Source organism: Vibrio sp. 03_296 (genome assembly GCF_002265885.1).
In genome coordinates this window covers 92,789-112,429 of sequence record NZ_NPKW01000194.1, presented here as the reverse complement: position 1 = coordinate 112,429, position 19,641 = coordinate 92,789, and the positions used below count along the sequence as shown (strand labels likewise).

At 44.6% G+C, this 19,641-nt stretch carries 15 protein-coding genes; 8 read left to right on the top strand and 7 right to left on the bottom strand.

All coding sequences use genetic code 11. The features are described from left to right. Nucleotides 1–12 precede the first annotated feature (12 nt). Both CIK04_RS23320 and CIK04_RS23315 read right to left on the bottom strand, forming a co-directional pair. Nucleotides 13–192 (bottom strand): hypothetical protein, encoded by a 180-nt coding sequence (locus CIK04_RS23320; RefSeq protein WP_128824661.1) that lies wholly within the window; start codon nucleotides 190–192, stop codon nucleotides 13–15. A 35-nt stretch (nucleotides 193–227) separates the two neighbouring features. Further along, complete coding sequence (locus tag CIK04_RS23315; RefSeq protein WP_128824660.1) at nucleotides 228–3,083, bottom strand: Ig-like domain-containing protein; 2,856 nt, start codon at nucleotides 3,081–3,083, stop codon at nucleotides 228–230. Between the two features lie 416 nt (nucleotides 3,084–3,499). Here CIK04_RS23315 and CIK04_RS23310 point away from each other — a divergent pair, with 416 nt between their 5' ends. The 4 genes from CIK04_RS23310 (at nucleotide 3,500) to CIK04_RS23295 (ending at nucleotide 8,031) form a co-directional block, all read left to right on the top strand. Beyond that, a complete protein-coding gene (locus CIK04_RS23310; RefSeq protein WP_017422138.1) occupies nucleotides 3,500–4,804 on the top strand; it encodes a TolC family outer membrane protein in 1,305 nt (434 codons plus the stop codon). Nucleotide 4,805: 1 nt separating this feature from the next. After that, on the top strand, nucleotides 4,806–5,432 hold the full coding sequence (locus tag CIK04_RS23305) for an OmpA family protein (RefSeq protein WP_038964378.1): 627 nt from the start codon (nucleotides 4,806–4,808) through the stop codon (nucleotides 5,430–5,432). 116 nt (nucleotides 5,433–5,548) lie between these two features. After that, complete coding sequence (locus CIK04_RS23300; RefSeq protein ID WP_011080558.1) at nucleotides 5,549–5,899, top strand: DUF2750 domain-containing protein; 351 nt, start codon at nucleotides 5,549–5,551, stop codon at nucleotides 5,897–5,899. Nucleotides 5,900–6,096: 197 nt separating this feature from the next. Continuing rightward, nucleotides 6,097–8,031 carry a tetratricopeptide repeat-containing diguanylate cyclase gene (locus CIK04_RS23295; protein WP_097353037.1) on the top strand — a complete coding sequence of 645 codons (1,935 nt, stop codon included), beginning with the start codon at nucleotides 6,097–6,099 and terminating at the stop codon, nucleotides 8,029–8,031. 109 nt (nucleotides 8,032–8,140) lie between these two features. On the opposite strand, the gene queC is transcribed toward CIK04_RS23295, so the two are convergent. Beyond that, a complete protein-coding gene (gene queC, locus CIK04_RS23290) occupies nucleotides 8,141–8,836 on the bottom strand; it encodes a 7-cyano-7-deazaguanine synthase QueC (RefSeq protein ID WP_097353036.1) in 696 nt (231 codons plus the stop codon). A gap of 12 nt (nucleotides 8,837–8,848) precedes the next feature. After that, nucleotides 8,849–9,517 carry a 7-carboxy-7-deazaguanine synthase QueE gene (queE, locus tag CIK04_RS23285; RefSeq protein ID WP_332870168.1) on the bottom strand — a complete coding sequence of 223 codons (669 nt, stop codon included), beginning with the start codon at nucleotides 9,515–9,517 and terminating at the stop codon, nucleotides 8,849–8,851. A 174-nt stretch (nucleotides 9,518–9,691) separates the two neighbouring features. Between queE and CIK04_RS23280 the strand changes: the two genes are divergently transcribed. Both CIK04_RS23280 and CIK04_RS23275 read left to right on the top strand, forming a co-directional pair. Further along, nucleotides 9,692–10,501: a Cof-type HAD-IIB family hydrolase gene (locus tag CIK04_RS23280; protein ID WP_017790470.1), complete on the top strand. Its 810-nt coding sequence runs from the start codon at nucleotides 9,692–9,694 to the stop codon at nucleotides 10,499–10,501. 153 nt (nucleotides 10,502–10,654) lie between these two features. Then, the gene (locus tag CIK04_RS23275; RefSeq protein WP_017422144.1) at nucleotides 10,655–12,292 is read left to right on the top strand and encodes a methyl-accepting chemotaxis protein; all 1,638 of its coding nucleotides are present in this window, start codon (nucleotides 10,655–10,657) and stop codon (nucleotides 12,290–12,292) included. A 61-nt stretch (nucleotides 12,293–12,353) separates the two neighbouring features. On the opposite strand, the gene CIK04_RS23270 is transcribed toward CIK04_RS23275, so the two are convergent. The 3 genes from CIK04_RS23270 to CIK04_RS23260 all read right to left on the bottom strand — a co-directional run bounded on the left by CIK04_RS23270 (nucleotide 12,354) and on the right by CIK04_RS23260 (nucleotide 16,392). Then, nucleotides 12,354–13,784, bottom strand: coding sequence for an NUDIX domain-containing protein (locus CIK04_RS23270; protein WP_097353034.1), 1,431 nt, complete (start codon nucleotides 13,782–13,784; stop codon nucleotides 12,354–12,356). Nucleotides 13,785–14,054: 270 nt separating this feature from the next. Beyond that, complete coding sequence (locus CIK04_RS23265; RefSeq protein ID WP_097353033.1) at nucleotides 14,055–15,689, bottom strand: trypsin-like serine protease; 1,635 nt, start codon at nucleotides 15,687–15,689, stop codon at nucleotides 14,055–14,057. A gap of 223 nt (nucleotides 15,690–15,912) precedes the next feature. Continuing rightward, entirely contained in the window at nucleotides 15,913–16,392 is a 480-nt protein-coding gene (locus CIK04_RS23260; RefSeq protein WP_097353032.1) for a GNAT family N-acetyltransferase, read from the bottom strand. A gap of 632 nt (nucleotides 16,393–17,024) precedes the next feature. Here CIK04_RS23260 and CIK04_RS23255 point away from each other — a divergent pair. After that, nucleotides 17,025–18,212, top strand: a complete 1,188-nt coding sequence (locus CIK04_RS23255; protein WP_097353031.1) for a hypothetical protein — start codon at nucleotides 17,025–17,027, stop codon at nucleotides 18,210–18,212. A 374-nt stretch (nucleotides 18,213–18,586) separates the two neighbouring features. After that, nucleotides 18,587–19,582: a trypsin-like serine protease gene (locus CIK04_RS23250; protein ID WP_097353030.1), complete on the top strand. Its 996-nt coding sequence runs from the start codon at nucleotides 18,587–18,589 to the stop codon at nucleotides 19,580–19,582. Nucleotides 19,583–19,641: the final 59 nt, after the last annotated feature.

Genomic DNA, 19,641 nt, shown 5'->3' with positions numbered 1-19,641 from the left:
TCACGGTCAAGGTCACTTCTGACCGTCTTCTACGTTGGTCGTGGTTCCTGACAAGGTCACTTCGTCTGCTTCGTCAACACTGATGTTGCCGTCGCCTACGGTCGTCAAGTCGATGCTCGGTAGATCCGCATTGTCCGCATCCAACGTCGCGCYTTCTGTGTCGCTCGCTGGGTTGCCCGCGCTGTCCGTCACGTCCGCTTCACGCTGATCGCGCCATCAACCAGACCTTACCTGTAGGTCTGCGGTCGTGCTGAACTGCCATCTTGAACGGTCGCTTCGAACGAGGCTGTGTTGCCTTGCTGTCGGTCACGGTCAAGGTCAACTTTCTGACCGTCTTCTACGTTGGTCGTGGTTCCTGACAAGGTCACTTCGTCTGCTTCGTCAACACTGATGTTGCCGTCGCCTACGGTCGTCAAGTCGATGCTCGGTAGATCTATATCAATTTCATGTACAGAAGTTGCTGATGCAGCGAACGGATTACCCGCCCAGTCGTCTCCCGTTACAGTAGCGGTAACCTTGTTATCCTGAGCCAAGTCAGAGCCTGAAACAGAAACTTCCCATGTTTTATTACTCAATACCGAAGTAGTGTAGGTTACACCATTCACCACAACGGTCACTTGATCGCCAGGCCTTGCATCGCCTCCAACGGAGCCCGTTACTTTTACTAGGCCTTCGCTTTCTGCTTTATTGATCACATTGTCATCGGTGATGGGGTCGATCTTGATCGTTCCACGTGCAAACGTATCGACTAGGTAGAACTCCGTAGAAGTTGCTGAGCCAATATTACCCGCCGTGTTTACAACATCTACTTTGGCATCGACGACATTATCTGAATCTGCGCTTAAATCTGAGCCCTTAACTTCTATACTGTATTTCCCGTCGACAACTTCACCAGTGTATTCAACGCCATTGATAGTGAGAGTAACAACGCCCGACGAGAAAGACTCACCAGTTACCGTACCAGTTACCGTTACCAAAGAGTTAACTTCTTGGGCATTAATTACAGAGTCAGAGGTGATTGGATCAATGTCGATGTTCACGTTAATAGGCGTGTCATCAAATCTATGAACCGATTCCCCTGTAGAGGTAACTTCGTTACCTGCTGCATCGGTTGAATTAACGGTTACTTCAAAAGCAGTATCAACAGCAAGGTCTGAGCCGCTTACAGATAACTCCCACGAGCCATCTTCAGAAACGCTACCTTTGTATTCGTTACCGTTAATGATTGCAGTAATAACATCTCCGGTTTTGATGTCACCACCAGTTGCTGAACCAGTCACTGTAATAGTCTGATTTTTCTCCGTTTCTGTAATCACATCATCTGAAGTAATTGGATCAACAGAAACCGTACCAGCCTGCGCTGTTGTATCTAGAGTAAACGTCAGCGTGCTGCTGCCAGAAGTGTTGCCTGCCGCATCTGTCTGACGAACGATGATCGTATTATCGCCTTCCACTGGTGTTGGCGCGGTGGTTGTCCATTCACCATTGACAAAGTACTCCACCGTCGCACCTTCTTCGGTGCCTGCAACGGTGAAATCACCTTTATTAGTGAGGAAGTCATCCGCCAAGCTACCGCTGTCGGTATCGAGATTGATCTGCGGCGCATCTGGCGCTGTAGTATCGAGAGTAAACGTCAGCGTGCTGCTGCCAGAGGTGTTGCCTGCAGCATCGGTTTGACGAACGATGATCGTATTATCACCTTCCACTGGTGTTGGCACGGTGGTTGTCCATTCACCATTAACAAAATACTCCACCGTCGCACCTTCTTCGGTGCCTGCAACGGTGAAATCACCTTTATTAGTGAGGAAGTCATCCGCCAAGCTACCGCTGTCGGTATCGAGATTGATCTGCGGCGCATCTGGCGCTGTCGTATCGAGAGTAAACGTCAGCGTGCTACTGCCAGAGGTATTGCCTGCTGCATCGGTCTGACGAACGATGATCGTATTGTCGCCTTCCACTGGTGTTGGCGCGGTGGTTGTCCACTCACCATTGACAAAATACTCCACCGTCGCACCTTCTTCGGTGCCTGCAACGGTGAAATCACCTTTATTAGTGAGGAAGTCATCCGCCAAGCTGCCGCTGTCAATATCGAGAGAGATCTGCGGCGCATCTGGCGCTGTGGTATCGAGAGTAAACGTCAGCGTGCTGCTGCCAGAGGTGTTGCCTGCGGCATCGGTTTGACGAACGATGATCGTATTGTCGCCTTCCACTGGTGTTGGCGCGGTGGTTGTCCATTCACCATTGACAAAGTACTCCACCGTCGCACCTTCTTCGGTGCCTGCAACGGTGAAATCACCTTTATTAGTGAGGAAGTCATCCGCCAAGCTACCGCTGTCGGTATCGAGATTGATCTGCGGCGCATTTGGCGCTGTCGTATCGAGAGTAAACGTCAGCGTGCTACTGCCAGAGGTATTGCCTGCTGCATCGGTCTGACGAACGATGATCGTATTGTCGCCTTCCACTGGTGTTGGCGCGGTGGTTGTCCATTCACCATCCACAAAATATTCAACAGTTGCGCCATCTTCGATATCTGTGACCGTGTATGAACCATCATTTGTTAAAAAGTCATCAGCTTTGGAGCCACTGTCCGTATCTAGAGTGACAGTCGGTGCTGATGGTGCAATGGAGTCAATGTCTTGTAATGTTGTATTAGCATCATTTAGTAGATCAAATAAAGAAAGGCTTTGTGCTTCGTTTAAGCCCAGCGCTTGTAATCCTTGAGTACTAAAGTCAGTGCTCGCCAGAGATTCTGCACCAGTACGCGAAATGGTTCCGCCAGCCACTAAGCTTGAACCACCTGTTTCGCCTGCGGCCGTCGCAAAGTCGTCACCCAGTTGCGTCGGGTCCTGTCCTTCTTCTAATGCAGCAAAAATCTGTTGAATGTCATCAGTGATGTTGGTTTCACCGGCATCGGTTGCAATGCGAAATTGGGGTACATCTGTTTCTTCCAGCGTTTCAATAACTAACTCGCCCGGAGCAATGGCTTGTCCTGGCGCAAGAATTTTAATGTTGCCGTTTAAATCCAGAACAACAATACGACCAGCAGTGAGAGACGCTCCTGCAAGGAAGGCTGTGAAATCCATAAATAACCTCTGAGATGACTGTAGTACTTTCGTCAATTTTTTGACTGACAGACTAGTTCTATTTTCTTACCCTATAATATATCAAACCGACATAGATGTGGCATCTCAAAATCCAGCCCAATTTACATTTACGTCACTTATTGGCGACTTTGATCACGCAGTCTCATTTTTGAAGCAGAATCACAGTTTGATTCGCTTCGTTAAAAAAGCCAAAACGCTATATAATTCAATTTCAATAAGTTAGAATTTGATCAATAAATCCACTACAATGTCAGGAAATGAGACTTTTCATCTCTTTTGGCACATTCACATAAGTAATACCAGTGTTAAAAAATTGACGATTTGCTTTAACAATCTCAAAATTAAGACAGTTAATGCTTTAGAATTAGTACAAATAGATTAGTAGGAGAAACACAGTGAAGTGGACCCAAATAAATGCATTTGCCTTAGGTGCAATGCTGACACTTCCTGCTACAGGGCAAACTCTGGAGCAAGCTATCTCGATTACATTAGCCACCAATCCTGAGTTAAAAAGTGCATTTAACGAGTTTGTGAGTAAGCGCTACGCCAATGACGCCTCATCCGGCGCGTACTTACCTCGAATAGACTTAGACGCTGGCATTGGTTATGAATCCATCAATCCAGCAGAGGGCGAATCTACCGATCTCACTCGCAAAGAAGCCTCTTTGACTTTCACCCAATTGATTTGGGACGGGTCGTCTACGCTAAACGATATGGATCGCACGGCGGCCGAAGCCGAGTCTCTTCGTTACCAGTTACTCGCAGATGCTCAAAACAAAGCGCTTGAAGTTACAAAGGTTTACTTAGATTCTGTTAAAGCGTATGAAATTCTTTCCCTTTCAGAAAGTAACCTTGCTACCCACAAACGTATCTATAGTGATATTAAAAAGCGCGTGAATTCTGGTATTGGCTCTACTGCCGATCTGTCACAAGTTGAAGCTCGACTAGCAAAGGCACACGGAAACTTGGCAGCAGCTCAAAACAACTTATTTGACTCGCACACCATGTTCACGCGTCTTGTTGGTCAAACGCCGCAATCGCTTATTTTTCCGCGCGCCGACCAAACTCAAATTCCATTCACTTTGGATGAAGCGGTCAGCCAAGCTTTTAATCAACACCCTGTGATTAAAGTTTCGCAAGTGGATGTCGATTCTGCTCGTTATCAATACAAGCAGACCAAAGGTCGCAACTACCCAACGTTTTCTTTTGAAGCCTCACAAACTTGGCGTGATGATGCCGGCGGCGTAGAAGGAAACAGCGATGAATTAACTGCAATGTTGCGCATGCGTTACAACCTATACAACGGCGGGACGGATTCCGCAAACTCTGAAAGTGCGGCTTACCAACTCAACAAAGCGAAAGATTTACGTGAACGTACATTTCGTAGTGTTGAAGAAGGTTTGCGTCTCGCATGGAGTGCCTTGGATTTAACTCTGCAACAAAAAGAGTTCTTATCTGATCACGTGGACTCCGCATCAGATACTGTGATTGCTTATGAGAAACAGTACCGCATTGGTAAGCGAACATTACTAGACTTGCTCAATACCGAAAACGAGCTATTTGAAGCACGTAAAGGTTACTTGGATGCAAAGTATGCCGAGCAATACGCTAAGTTCCGTGTGATGAATGCAACTGGCCAACTGTTAAATGCACTGCGTGTGGATATTCCTAAAGAATGGGTTGAAGGGGTGGAGTACTAATATGAAAGCATTTATTTTGCCTCTCGTTTGTTTAACATTTGCGGCAACGTCCGTTATTGCAAGCGATAAAGCTGATGAGTACGACTACTTGGCGACACCACGCGCCGATCAAGTTGCTGATCTGCAAGACCAAGATCGAGACGGTGTGATCAACGCGAGAGACTTGTGCCCTGATACCCCAAGCACTGCTGAAATTGATAATGACGGTTGTGGTACTTACGTTAAAACCTCGCAGCAGATGCAAATCCGAGTTTTGTTTGCGAATGACTCAGATAAAATTAATCCTGTTTTCCGTAAACAGATTAAAGAGATGTCAGAGTTTTTGAAGCTTTACCCATCAACTTCAATCGAACTACAAGGTTACGCAAGCCGTACGGGTAATGCAGAACATAACTTAGATCTGTCCAAGCGCCGAGCTGATAACGTACGTGAAATGTTGATTGGTTATGGTATTGCTCAAAGCCGAGTACGTATCGTCGGCTTCGGTGATAGTGCCTTAGCCAATGAAGGGACGGATGAAGTCAGTCACGCACTTAACCGACGTGTCGTCGCCTCTGTTGTAGGATACAAAGGCGATGTGAAAGAAGAGTGGACTATTTTTACTAGCATACCGAAAGCGAAGAAGTAGTTTTTCACGTAAGGGGCATTTCGCCCCTTTTCTTTTACTCAGAAATTAATCTCGCATTGGTAACTCTTGGATTAAGTGATACTCTTAGCGACGGTTATTCATAACGAGATTTTACAATGAGCAAATTGACCGCAGATACCCAAGCAAACCTAGAATTATTTATTGAAGAGACTCAAAGCACCAAGTTGGTTTGGGGTTTGCGTAACGAAGAAGGATGGCTAGCTTGTGACTCAACAGAGTTTGAGCAAAGTGAAGTTATGCCATTCTGGTCAACCAAAGAAGACGCTATGGCACATAACGTTGAAGAGTGGGCTGACTTTGAAGTGTTAGAAATTCCTCTAGACATCTTCGTTGAAGATTGGTTGATCACCTTAGATGAAGACGGTGTTCTTGTTGGTGTTAACTGGAATGCTCAACTTGAAGGTAAAGAAATCGAACCGTCAGAATTGGCAAAAATGTATCTATAATCTTCAGATTCGTTTCATTTATCTGTTTCAGACCAGCATTACAATGCTGGTCTTTGTACATTGGAACATTAAATCTCTTCGTTCTATCGAAAAACATTGAAATCATATGCATATTTTATCGTTAGTTATCGAGTGGATCACACCGTTCTCCGTACGTAAAAGATAAGATAGGCGACTGGTTCCCCCTTTCTAACACCATGTTTATACGTAAATTACTTTTATGGTTCGTTCTACTGTTCTGTTCCGTACCCGCTTTCGCGGAAAGTAGCAGTTTTCATCATTGGTATGAGTTCTATCAACAGAAACTAAAGGCCGATGACGGCGCAGCCTTTGACTTGCTACAAGAGCGTTACTCAGCACTATTGCCAAGCGCCGAGAAGCTCTACGTCAGCGGGCTACTGTTTGATTACCTTTCAAATAGGGATCAGCCCTACTATGGTGCAAGTCAGCATAGCGATAGCCACTTTGCTCGCCAAGAAGCTCTCTATGTCGATGCAATGTATTTGCGTAAAGAGGGGCAATACGATTCTGCCGTTGAGAAATTCCGTGCCGTGTTGAATCATGCTGCTCAACTCGATGAAAAAAACACCAAAGAACTCATTTACTATCAGCTTTGCTACACACTGAACGAGCAAGGTGAACTCCACAAAGCGAAACACTTCTGCTCAAAGCTACAACAACAGATAGATAGCAATGACAGTACATTACTGCCTAAGTACCTGAGCTATCGTATCATCGCCAACAATTTCAGTTACCGAGGCGAGCCCCATCTTGCACTAGCAAACTACCAGAAGATGTTGCATGCCCTACCCGCTAACGCCGATCGTTCGGGCGCTTTTAATGATATTGGCAACCAATTACGTGAAGTCAGCCAATTTCAACAATCAGAAAACTACCTTCTCGATGCTTTGGCAATTCGACAAAATGCAAACTCGCCAACAGAGCTTGCTCAAGTGTTACACAGCCTCGCACAGCTCTATGCAGATTGGCACAAACACGAGCAAGCCGAGAGTTATTATCAACAAGCCCTGGCCCTATTACGCAAAGACCAACATACCTTCGGCCTCGCAATGACCTATTCCGGACTTGGCTCTTTGTATATTGAACAAGGGGAATTCGCAAAAGGAAAGGAACTGCTTAATCAAGCGCTAAATGAAGCCAACTTGGGTCAAAACCACCGTTTAAGCGCGGAAATTCATTATCGCTTTAGCCTTGCCTACTTGCAGGCAGGTGAGCTTCAGGCGTCACTTTCTCATGCCGACCAAGCGTATCAATCTGCGGTTTCAATGGATTTTCTTTCGCTTCAGGCAAAAGCATCACTACAACTTTCTGAGACTTATAAGGCACTGGCTGATTTTCCCCGAGCCTACGAGTGTTACCACCGATATGCCGAGATCGAGTTTCGATTAAGAGACAAAGACACGACCAGTGCACTTGAAGCGTTGGATCTTGCTCAGCAGCAGTTTGAATACCAACTGCGCATTGCACAATTGCAAAGTGACAACGACAAAAAACTGATTGAGCTGCAAAACTACCAACAGAAAAAATCACTGTATAGCTTATTGGTCGCGGCAACGCTTATCGTTGTTGGGTTATTTTTCCTCACCAGTCAGCAAAAAAGAAAGCAATCTCAGCTCGATATGATGACGGGAGCATTAAATCGTGGCTCAGCGATCAAAGCAATTAAGCAAGCGAGCTCAGCAAAGCATCCACACAGCAAAAACGTTTTGATTCTGTTTGATCTCGATAACTTCAAATGGGTCAATGATCAGTTTGGTCATCCAACGGGAGATAAGCTGTTAATCACTATTTGCAAAACTTTGCTTGGGGAGCTGCAAAGAGGTGATGTTCTTGGCCGGTTAGGTGGTGAGGAATTTATCTTGTTGCTGCGAGAAGTCGAAGATATCGATGTGCAATTTCGCGTTGAAAAGTTGCATGATCTTATTAGCGAATGCCGTATCGCGTCTCCATCGAATACCGCTGTATCTGCTAGTGCTAGTTTCTCTTTTCTCGCCACTCCTAGAGCGCTTTCAGATTTCGATGAGCTCTATTCTATCTTGGATCAAGCGCTTTATCAGGCGAAGAAAAACGGCCGTAACACCATCATTGATGCCTACAACGCCGCGATTTAAACCCATATTTGATCGATCAGAAAATGAAAAAGCGATAATTCCTGTGCGCTAAAGGCGCCAGTGAATTATCGCAACTCAACGGCAATGATGCCATTTTGTGTTTCGTTTATTAAGATTCCGCGTGCTGCTTTTCAACTAAAGAAGCCATGATCACCTCACGGTTGTCTAAATAGTCATTCAGTCCAACTTTACGTAAGTGACAAGAAGGACAATCACCACAACCATCACCAATAATGCCGTTGTAACACGTTAAGGTTTTTTCTCTGACTAATTGCAAAGCGTTATTTTGATCCGCAAGCGCCCACGTCTCCGCTTTGTTGAGCCACATGAGTGGTGTTTGGATCACTAATGGCTTATCCATGCCCTTCACAAGAGCACTGTTCATCGCTTTGACAAAGTCATCACGACAATCTGGATAGCCAGAAAAATCGGTTTCACACACCCCAGTAATGATCGTCTCTGCGCCAATTTGATAAGCGTAAATACCCGCCAGCGTGAGGAAAAGAATGTTACGACCAGGAACAAACGAGTTAGGTAAACCATTCTCCTGCAGTTCATGAGATACAGGAATATCGTCGCGAGTCAGTGAACTGATAGCCAACTCATTGAGCAGCGTCACATCCATCACTTTGTGCGCCGCTACACCCAGCTCTTTTGCCAGATTTTGCGCCACTTCGATTTCAAGACGGTGACGTTGGCCATAATCAAACGTGATGGCATGCACTTCATCAAACTCATTGAGTGCTTTGACTAAACAGGTCGTCGAGTCCTGACCACCACTAAAGACCACTACGGCTTTGTTCATAAATAATCCCTCTTACGCGATACTCAGGTACTTATGTGTTTGAATCGACAAACGCCAATTGCGCTTAATACAGGTGTCGATGCACAACTGAGTCGCTCTCTCTTTTTGACTAATCGGTTGCAGTGCGATCGTCGTTGTTGCAGGCACTTGAGCACGAAGCAGTAAAGCATCTAACTGGTCGATGTCTTTCTGAGTACCGACCGGATGTTTGATCTCGTTAGCTCGTTGCAAAGCACTGTCTAAAATCGGCAACTTACCTTTCATCGCGACTTTAGGCGATACCGTCACCCAAGTGTTTGCGCTTGCTTTGACTTCATAAGTGCCACTGGTCTCTATCTGACATTGGCAGCCAATGGCTTCAAATGCTTGTGTCAGCTCAGTAAGATCGTACAGACAAGGTTCACCGCCAGTAATGACGATGTGCTTGGCGCTGTAGCCTTGGCGTTGGTACTGCTCAACAATGGATTTGGCATCCGCTTGACACCACGTTGGACTGTCGCCTGTTTTAACGATGATCTCCGCAAAACTTTGTTCATCTTGCTCTGCAGCTTCCCACGTTTGCTTGGTATCACACCAAGAGCACCCTACAGGACAAATCTGTAAGCGCACGAAAACCGCTGGAACACCAGTAAACACACCTTCGCCCTGAATGGTTTCAAACATCTCGTTAACTTTGTACAACGTCACTACAACCCTAAAAATTTTTCGCAAGGCGCAGACCTTAAATGAGAGTCGCTCCTAGGTCAAATGAATCTCTTCTCAACGAAAAAATTCATTGTTAATTTGACTCATTTTATAGTTTCATACGCCTCATTATTCTTTTCTCTTTTTCATTTTCATTAAGTGTAGGTAAGCATGTACAAGTTGATTGCGCTGGATATGGACGGCACATTACTCAATAGTGATAAACAGATCTCTGAACCCAATAAAGAAGCGATTCGCCAAGCTCGCGCGGCAGGCGTGACCGTGGTACTTGCTTCTGGCCGCCCGTTAGAGGGAATGCAAAGCAAACTGGAAGAACTACAGATCGATTCAGACAAAGACTTTGTTCTTTTTTACAACGGCTCAATGGTCAAGAACGTGGCGACGGGTGAACTCATCCATGAGCAGATCATCGATGGCAAAGCGGCGAAAAAAATCGCTCGTTTGGCTGACAAACTTGGTGTATACGTACACGCATTCAGCAAAGAATTTGGCCTGATTACTCCGCAAAACAATCCTTACACCGAGATTGAAGCCAACATCAATGGTCTCAGCATTACCGAAATGAATTTTGATGCCTTAGCGGATGACCATCCAATCATCAAAACCATGATTGTGGCTGAGCCCTCAGAGCTCACCAAAGCCATCGCCGCCCTACCCGCCGTGTTGCACGATGAGTTCACCATTGTCCAGAGCGCTCCATTCTTCCTCGAGTTTTTAAACCCAGCCAGTAATAAAGGAATTGGTGTGGCTGCGATTGCAGAATATCTCGGTATTCGCGCGGAAGAAGTAATTTGTATGGGAGATGCCGAAAACGATCACCATATGTTGAAGTACGCAGGGCTTGGCATTGCTATGGCTAATGCCATGGAAGAGACCAAGCAAATCGCAGATTACATCACCGACAGCAATAATGACCATGGCGTCGCAACGGCGATTGAAAAATTTGTGCTCAATGCCTAACGCTCCTACCGGAGGGCTCATGCCCTCTGGTCTATCTCACATTTTGGGAGCGAGTTAAAACTTTATCTTGCTTAACTAAACTTTACCGTACAAGACACCGCCAAAATGATAGCATTAGTGCGATTACTTTAATCTCAACAAAGTGAGCACTAAATGTTTGTTAATCTTTCAATAAAACAAAAAATCATCTTCCCTGTTTTTCTTATTATTTCTCTATTCGCCGTTAGCTCTGTGTTGAATATTCTCGCTTCTCAAAAGCAAACCGAGCTAACTCACACCCTTCGTGATGATATCATGCCAACGCTCTTCACCATTGAAGATGCGTATCGTGATATGTATCAGGCGACTTCCGCGATCCAAGGTTTGGTTCTTTCTGATACCAAACAAGAAATTGAACGCGAGCAGTTTGAATACAAAGATAACGCACACAAAGCTATTCCTCGTATGAAAGCGGCGCAAAAGTTAATCGATTCAGGACTTTTGCCTTCCACCGCGCAACGTGAGCTCGACGTGTTAGTCACACTGGCCAATAGCTGGCTAAAGGATTACGAAACGTTACTCAGCCTACCTGAGGATCAATGGTTTACCTATTACGATGAAAATAAGGGCACATTCGATAAGAAGTTTTCAGCCACTCGTAAACAACTCAATGTTGTTAAGAAATTAGTGGAAGAGGCGCAAAATACTCTTCAGCAACAAATTAATAACGCAGCCTCTCAAGCGGAAAGAACACTGGAACTCGGTACCCTTTTTGTCATTCTACTGGCCACAGCAATGTGCTGGTTCTTAATTAAAGCCATCGTAACGCCAATTGAACACATTCGCAGCGCGATGGATGAAATTGCCTCTGGTGATGGTGATTTGCGTCAGCGCATTGAAATGGATAGCAATGATGAAATCGGCCAACTTGCTGGCGCGTTTAACGTGTTTGTCAGCAAAATCCAAGCAACCATTGAGCAGGTGGTGAACACGACCAACAATGTCCGTAGTGAAATGAATCAGTTAACGGAAATCACTCGCTCTGTTGCAGATTCAACCTATCGCCAACAGCAAGAAAGCGAAGTGGTGGCCGCTGCCGTGCATGAAATGCAAGCAACCAGTCAAAGCGTGAGTGACAACGCAACGGATGCTGCAACAGAAAGCCACAACGCCGATCAAGAAGTGCAAAACACCAGTCAAATTGTTGATAGCACTGTGGATGCGATCCGCCGCCTTGCTGACGATATTAACAACGCAAGTCATGTGATCCATACGCTTGACGATGATGTGAGTAACATCGCTTCTATTTTGGACGTGATTCGTGGCATCGCAGAACAAACCAACCTTCTGGCGCTAAACGCAGCCATCGAAGCGGCGCGTGCTGGTGAGCAAGGCCGTGGATTTGCCGTTGTCGCAGATGAAGTGCGTTCACTCGCGAGCCGCACTCAGCAAAGTACCGGTGAAATCCAAACCATGATTGAACGTCTGCAAGGCGGCGCTCGCCAAGCGGTATCGGTAATGGAATCAAGCAAACGCAGCAGTGACTCCACGATTGAGTCAGCGCAATCTGCAACTCATTCTCTGCAAGAGATTTTACGCGCTATCGCCAATATGAGTGAGATGAACACACAAATCGCCACCGCAGCGAATCAACAAAGCAGCGTAAGTGAAGAAGTAAACGCCAACGTCCAACGCATCGCAGACAACAGCAGCGCGATCGTGAGTGTGGTTCAAAATGCCGAGACCGCCATTCAACGTCTATCACAGCAATGTGGTCAGTTGGATCGCCTTGTGTCGCAATTCAAATGCTAATTTGCCAAGAGTAAAACAAAAACGCCTCGGACAAAAAACCGAGGCGTTTTTATTTCTTCACTTAATTCTGTTGATTGAAACGCTTTGTTAAAACCGCAAACAATAATGCGATGAGAGGATAACGCAAAGTCTCGACAATGAAAGAATAGAGACCACTGTAAGCGATAACACCTTGAGCCAAAGTGATGATCAAGTTAAAGGAAAGCAACGCCACAACAATGATCAACGTATGACCTTGAGAGAGTGATACCTTAGAGGTTTTGAAGAACACCACCAACAGTGAAATCACAATTAATGTGGCTAACCAAGCGGAAAACACCGGTAATGGCCACATGGCGGTTAACACTGCTGCCAACACGGCCATCGCAATCCAAACGCTTTTTGCGCCAAGCAACTGAGCAACGTTTACATTCGGTTTGCTATCCAAACGAATGATGTGCCACGCCACTAAGCCACCGAGCAAACCACCAATCATCATATCGGCGATAAACGCGGCGCCAGAATAGAATTTGCCAAGCATCACCACGCTGATCACCAATGAAGTCAATCTTAGTGCTCGTCCACTTCGCAACCAGCCTAGTCGGTGTAAAATCAAAGCAGATAAACACGCCCAAACCGCAATAGGTAAGCTCGGGAAGCCGAAGCCATAACTTTGCGTCATCTCAAGCACTGGCCAATAGACATGTGGCCTCGGAAGTGCAAACCCTTGTTGAGCAACCAAGCAAAGCAGTGAGGTCGCAACAACGGCAAAAAACAGTTGATAGGTAAAGTCACGGCCAAAACGCCACATTGCTAATGGCATTACCACTAAAAGTATTTCAGGCGAAGTCAGATAAATCGAGAAGTAGCTGAGCAACAAGCCCAATGCGCTCAGCACTGGAGACGATGCCACAAACGATTGCAGTTGCATTAACCAACCCAGCTCTACTTGATGGTAACTTGGCGCCGATTCAACCAAATCATTGACGTAGGCCACTGCTTGATCCGTCGCTTGGCCAAACATCTGTTGCACCATTGGCCACTGTTGCGGATAACGGTATTGACTCGCTTCAAGCGCCAAAGGAGACAGTAGCATGGCAGAGGCAATTTCAACGCCGTAGTGTGGGGCAAACCAAACCGGAAGCTCATTGCCATCTAAACTATTGTTGAAGTTGAATGCCACTACTGATGAATCAGAAATGCAGTCATAGAATACCGCCTGTTCATTGTAGCCAAGCACTTTACCGACGGTAACCACCAGCCCGGTTTCTTCCCAAGTTTCTCTTTGCGCGGTAACCGCAGGGTCCTCACCCGCAATGATCGTTCCTCCGGGAAGAGAAATTTGATGAGTTAAGATCTCATTGACTAAAACCAACTTGTCATCTGCACGGACGATACACAGCGCCCCTTTCAATCCCTCAGGTAATGAGGTTGAAGAGGTCGCAAAAGAGAAAGTGGAAAACACCAATGAAATAATGAGACTGATTACAACGAAAAATGACCGCTTATACACGCCAGACAACCTTTACTTTACCTATTGTTTTATTTGTATCTTTTTAGAACGAAGCCATCGATTCGTACACCGAGAGCACTCTGCTCAAAAGAGTTGGCGCAATAATGACAGGAAACTCGATATTTTTCGACCTAAATTAACTTCAATCTGCGAGATGAAAGCCGTATTGAACGTCGTATCTGTCGTCCCAAACCATACGCCCTACTTCACTCCTCTGTGTCTTTAGCTGCTAAAAAGAAACAAGCCTCGCAAACGAGGCTTGTGAGTAAGTTAAAGTTTTGTCCAAGCTTGTTGCCAGTTGGTACCCACACCTGGCTCATAGGCACTCGGTGTTGAACTACACCATAAGTTATAAGGCCACGACTTACACTGGTATGTCGATCCCACATTAGTCACAACATCACCCGCACTGTAATTTGTCCCCGCCACATACGCATTCGCATCGGTTGGCGGTGTTGGTTCGGGTGTTGTTGGCGGTTCAGGCGTCGTTGGAGGCTCTGTGGGTGTGGTGCCCGAGCCCGAACAATCTGAGCTACCGACAACTTGCCATACTCCCCACGGGCCAGAGTCAGACGGGTTATCTCCTTGAGTCCACCAACCGGCTTTCCAAGATTGACCAGCCCAGCTCACCACATCACCCGCGTTGTAGACTTTGCTTGCCTGCCATTCATTGGCGCACGTGCCATCTGGTGGTGTGGTGGTATCTTTCGCGCTTGCTGAGACTTCTGCGCGATAGATTGTTGAGGTTTTGTCGATTTCAAACACTAACGCCGCTTTGGCCGTACCAGCTGTGCTTGCTCCGAATTCAATAGAGACACGACAGGTTTGCCCATTAGAAAGCGTCGACAATGTACAGAGATCACGACTGATTACTGGCTTAGTGGCAACGCCAGATCCCGTCACACTCAAGCGGTCAACCATAAAGCTGCCTGTTCCTGTATTTTTGATCGTGAACGTGTGACTTTTCAGCTCACCAACATTGAATGCCGTTAGTGTTTGGGAAGGTGTATATCCGACGGAAACAGTCTCTGAAGTCGGTGTGACATTACCGACAATACCATCAACAAAGCTGCGAAGCGCGGCAATATCACTGTACACACCGTATTTGCCCGGGCGAGCACAACCAATGCCCCAACTGACGATCCCAAGTTGCGTAATGGAACCCGCTCGATTGATAACGATCGGTCCGCCACTGTCACCTTGGCAAGAATCGATGCCACCTTGTGGCACGCCAGCGCAAAATGCCACCTCTCCCACATTGGCGTAACTTCCCCCCGCTTGGCGACACGTGGCATCCGATATCAATGGAACATCCACTTCCTGTAGTACCGTTGGTGAACTGCCACCTTCTGTCGTACGACCTAGCCCTGCGACCGTCAGCCAGTCACCCACCGCTGCATATTGGCTCAAACTACCCGCCGCGATATCAACCGCCGTCACACCTTGCGGTATTTGGCTAAGTTTGAGTAGTGCAATGTCATTTTCAAACGTCGATTTGTTGTAGGCAGGATGCATGTAGATTTGGCTAACGTTGGAGCGCACCCCATCCGTACCGTTGTAAACAACGCCACCGATTTTGACGGCGATCTGGCTTGGTAGGTCGCCATCGACACAGTGAGCAGCCGTCAGCACATAACCATTGCCAATGTAACTTGCGCCACAATAAGAGCGGTTACTGTTACGGCTGACAATTTGCGTGTAGAACTTCCATTCACTCGCATTGGCGGGAGTACCGCCAACGATACGGGGCTGAATGTCATTCGATTGAACAACGTCTGTTTGCGTCTGTGAAAGAACCTCTGCGCTGACCGATGCAGACAACATCATCAAGCTGAGCAGAGTAAGTTTCCCTGTCGATTTCAATGTCATTTCCTCTTGTTTAATCGGGCGCTTATTGCGCCACATATTAGACAAGCAGATAAAAATCAACCTCCCAACTCGATTTATAAATTATTTATAGAGCTTGCGAGAGACGTGCAACATTCGAGCTAAACATCTTGTTACATTCACACAGCAAAATGATCCGTTTCACATATTTATTTTACAAATCAATCAGTAAGAGCCTTTTCATAAGCGAGACTATTGCAATAACAGCGCAAAAGGAGTTGATCTCACCCAGAGTAACCACTCAGTTTTTCAGCGATTTTCTCAACCAGTGAATATGCGGCTGAAAACCATTCTTCTCATACACAGCAATCGCGGTTTGGTTGAAATCCCACACTTCAACAAACACTTGTTCAACACCATAATCACGGAAAGTTTGTTCGATTCTGGCTAATAGCGCCTCTGCAATCCCTTGTTGGCGAAACGGCTTACCAACGTATAACTCATCGACACTGCCCATCTGTAAAGGGCGGCTCACTGTCGAAATCAGCTCGCAAAAATGCCCTGACACAAACCCCACCACTTCCTCATCTACTTTGGCGACAAACACCAAACATTCAGGATCATCGAGATAGCGAGCAATGCTTTTCTCTTGCTCGATCTCTTCTGCGCTTTTAAAAAATTCAGGGCACTGTAAATGATGTTCATCATGCAAATCGAACATCAAATCATTAAGGGCTTCAAGGTCTGAAGGGCGTGCCGCTGATAAGACGACTTTATTCATGGCTTATCTGCTACATATTAATAAAGTCTACATTGTAGTGAAACCGAGCGTAAAAATCCTTCTTAAGCACTTGGAACTGTTTGCTTGTGGCTCGCCTTACAACCTTTTTTTGACTCTTTAGTCGCGTTATCAGCCTATCCAGCGATGAACATCATTTTTTAAACCTTTACTCGAACGCAGATTACTTAATAGCCGCTGTGCTCGCTTTATCTAAACAACACAGATATCTGCTTAGAACAGAGTAAGGAAAAATATAATCACGAAAACTGAAAAACCGTGAATTGCTCAAAAAGTTCTCTCTCTCGTAAAAATATACAAGCATCACCACTCTATAAAATAATTTTATAATCAGATAATATTGACAAATGCAACATTAACTATTTGTGTTGTTTTTTCGAGCCTGAGGCCAATTAACAATTAAGTCATTTAACAAATTACCTTTATATTGATAATTTCATTTCGTTGTCCATTCAGATTCAAATAATAAGACAAAAATTAAAACAATACTTTTGCAATAAATAATGTCGAAAATTAAACCAGTCAAATGCAATATATTAAGTAAACGTAAATTTTACATAGCAATACATTTGAACGATTAAAATCAATTTATTTAATCTTAATAGGAAACTAAAATGAAGAGTTCATTTTCTTACACAACATTAGCACTGATAATATCAGGCTGCCTTTTTTCAACCGCATCTTATGCTCAAAAGCCCGTAGAAGAAACAGTTACATCAACAACTATCCGTGCCGTCAACAAGTTAGGCGGATTTGTCGCCAATGTCAGCGCCTATACAAGCAATTTCACCCCCTATAAAGTTACGTTTATTTCCGGAAAAGCTGGGGCGCTAGGTGCATCATTAAGCGTAGTGAATACAATAACTAAAATCATTGTGGATGCTTCGATTGAAGGCCAATGTAAATCGACTGAAAGTGATGACCAACTTGAAAATTATTGTGAAACACCACCGAGTTTCGTTCAAGATAAGTTCTGCATCGCAAATACCGACAATGTTAGTAAAAGCGAGATTCGGGTTTTAATCACTGATATTATCGTTCCCCGCTCAAATAATGGCATTCAGCCTCAACAAAGCATCAACGTCCCCCATGGCTCAGAAGCTTGCATCAGCATTCCTAAAGAAGTAGGTAATGTCTCAGTGGTAAATGGTGAAAATCAGATGGTCGTTGACAGAGTGCTACCGATAGACTTCTTCTCTGGTAATTACGGTATGGTGATAAAAAACGGAAAACCGTGGTTGAAAAAAAAGGCACCGAGAGCTTTCTATAATATGACTCTGGCTCATAAGGCTTGCTACAGCATCATGCTCAACAGCTCATTCGATCTCGATGGCGGCGTGAGAAAATGCATGGATAAACTCGCAAATGGCGACCGAGCCAAGCGCACAGAGTTAGAAAAAATCTTCACCATTACAATGGAGCACGCAGATTATCAAGAAGTAACCCGCACTTTGAAAAAGCGTGATCTGAATGATTTTTTACGTCATGCAGTCTATCATCAGAAACACCCATCTAATCCGGATATCTTTGTGCTAAGCGGTACTCTGATGATCGACGATAATACATACGCGGCAATCGAACCTATGGATATCTTCCGCGAAAATGGAGAACTCCTGCTTCCTGAACGCATTGCGGTATACAAAATTAATACCACACCGAGAAATGCGCCGAATCTTTTAGGTGAGTCATCTGCACCTGATCCTGGAGTAATTGTTGATACAAAAAGTGGATCGCTTGATTTTGCCACAGCAACCCCAGTGGATAATAATATTCCTAGTGGAGTTGGAACTATCGATTTTTAATTTTGTACTTTTAAAGCAGCACTCTCGTGCTGCTTTAATTTAAGTAAAAATCTATAAATTATCATGCTTTGAAAGTATTTATATTAAACATATCATGCAGTAAAAACAGGTGTGCAATCAGTTGCTATTAAATCCTGACATGGAGTTTAGCTAATCACTTTATAATATAAGTAATTGTCTAAATTTCTAAAATCTACATTAGAATTAACTTATTCACCTTAAGGAAACTCTGTATGAATTATATAAATTACTACAGTTGCAATTTATAAATCATGCAGATACTCTTCATATGCAAATAAAACTTACAAATAGCTAAATTAGATAACGCTATTTAATTTAATGATTTAGTAGAAACAAGTAAATTAAGGAACTTTATGAAAAAGAATGCACTCTCATTAATTATACCACTAACTGCTCTTAGTGCCGTATATTCATTTCCCTCTCATGCTGTTTATAATGGTGTTGAAGTTCAACCTAAAGAAGCGCCTTACATGGTTTTTCTAAAGAATAAACAAGGTTTTACCTGCACTGGCACTCTAATAGCTCCCAATACGGTATTAACGGCACTGCATTGTGCAATTGATGATCTAACTGCACACTTCTTATATTCACAAGATGACAAGGGAACGATTGATAGTATAGAAGCTAAAGTGGTTAACTCATATGACCCTAATTACTTATATACTTTTGATGACCAAGATTACCGTTACGATATCGCTATTCTAGAGTTAGATAGTACTCCCGATAATGTAGAATGGCTCCCCGTAGCATCCGGAAGTATTCCATTAGGCGCAGAAGTCTATCCATTGGGTTACTCTTCTGGACAACTAAAAACAATGCCTATTCCTGCTAAGGTGGTACAAAAAGAGCATTCCAAAGCGTACTACATTGAAGCATATTTTTCAGAATGCCCCCAACTACCATACTATTCAAACAGTTACTTTAACCAATCTCGTCATGCTGGAGATGAAAGGCGATGCAGTTTTCTTGAACAAAACTATATATTGAATGACCTAGCAGCGAGTAGAACTGAGTTCACTATTGCAGTTGAAAATCCACCTCTCCGCCCCTCCCATAAGGATTATTTTTTAGATAAGGATAGCGGATTTACCACTAAGTATAGTTCGACAACAGGGGATAGTGGCGGGCCACTAATTTATAACGGTGAAATCTATGGTGTAGCCAGTACAGTAACTAATTCTTATGCACCACCATACAACGTTGCTACTTACTATGAAGGCTTTGAAAGAGAAGGCGCTTTTAACTGGATAGTTGACACAGTTAAGAATATTCAAACTCGTGTCAATAAATCAGTTCCTTTATCTGAGATGCATACAGAACAAAGGCTAATTTCATTCCCACAAAACTGACATCTTCAACACACCTTGTAGCTTTGTACATTCTACAAAGCTATCTTTCTTTAAATTTA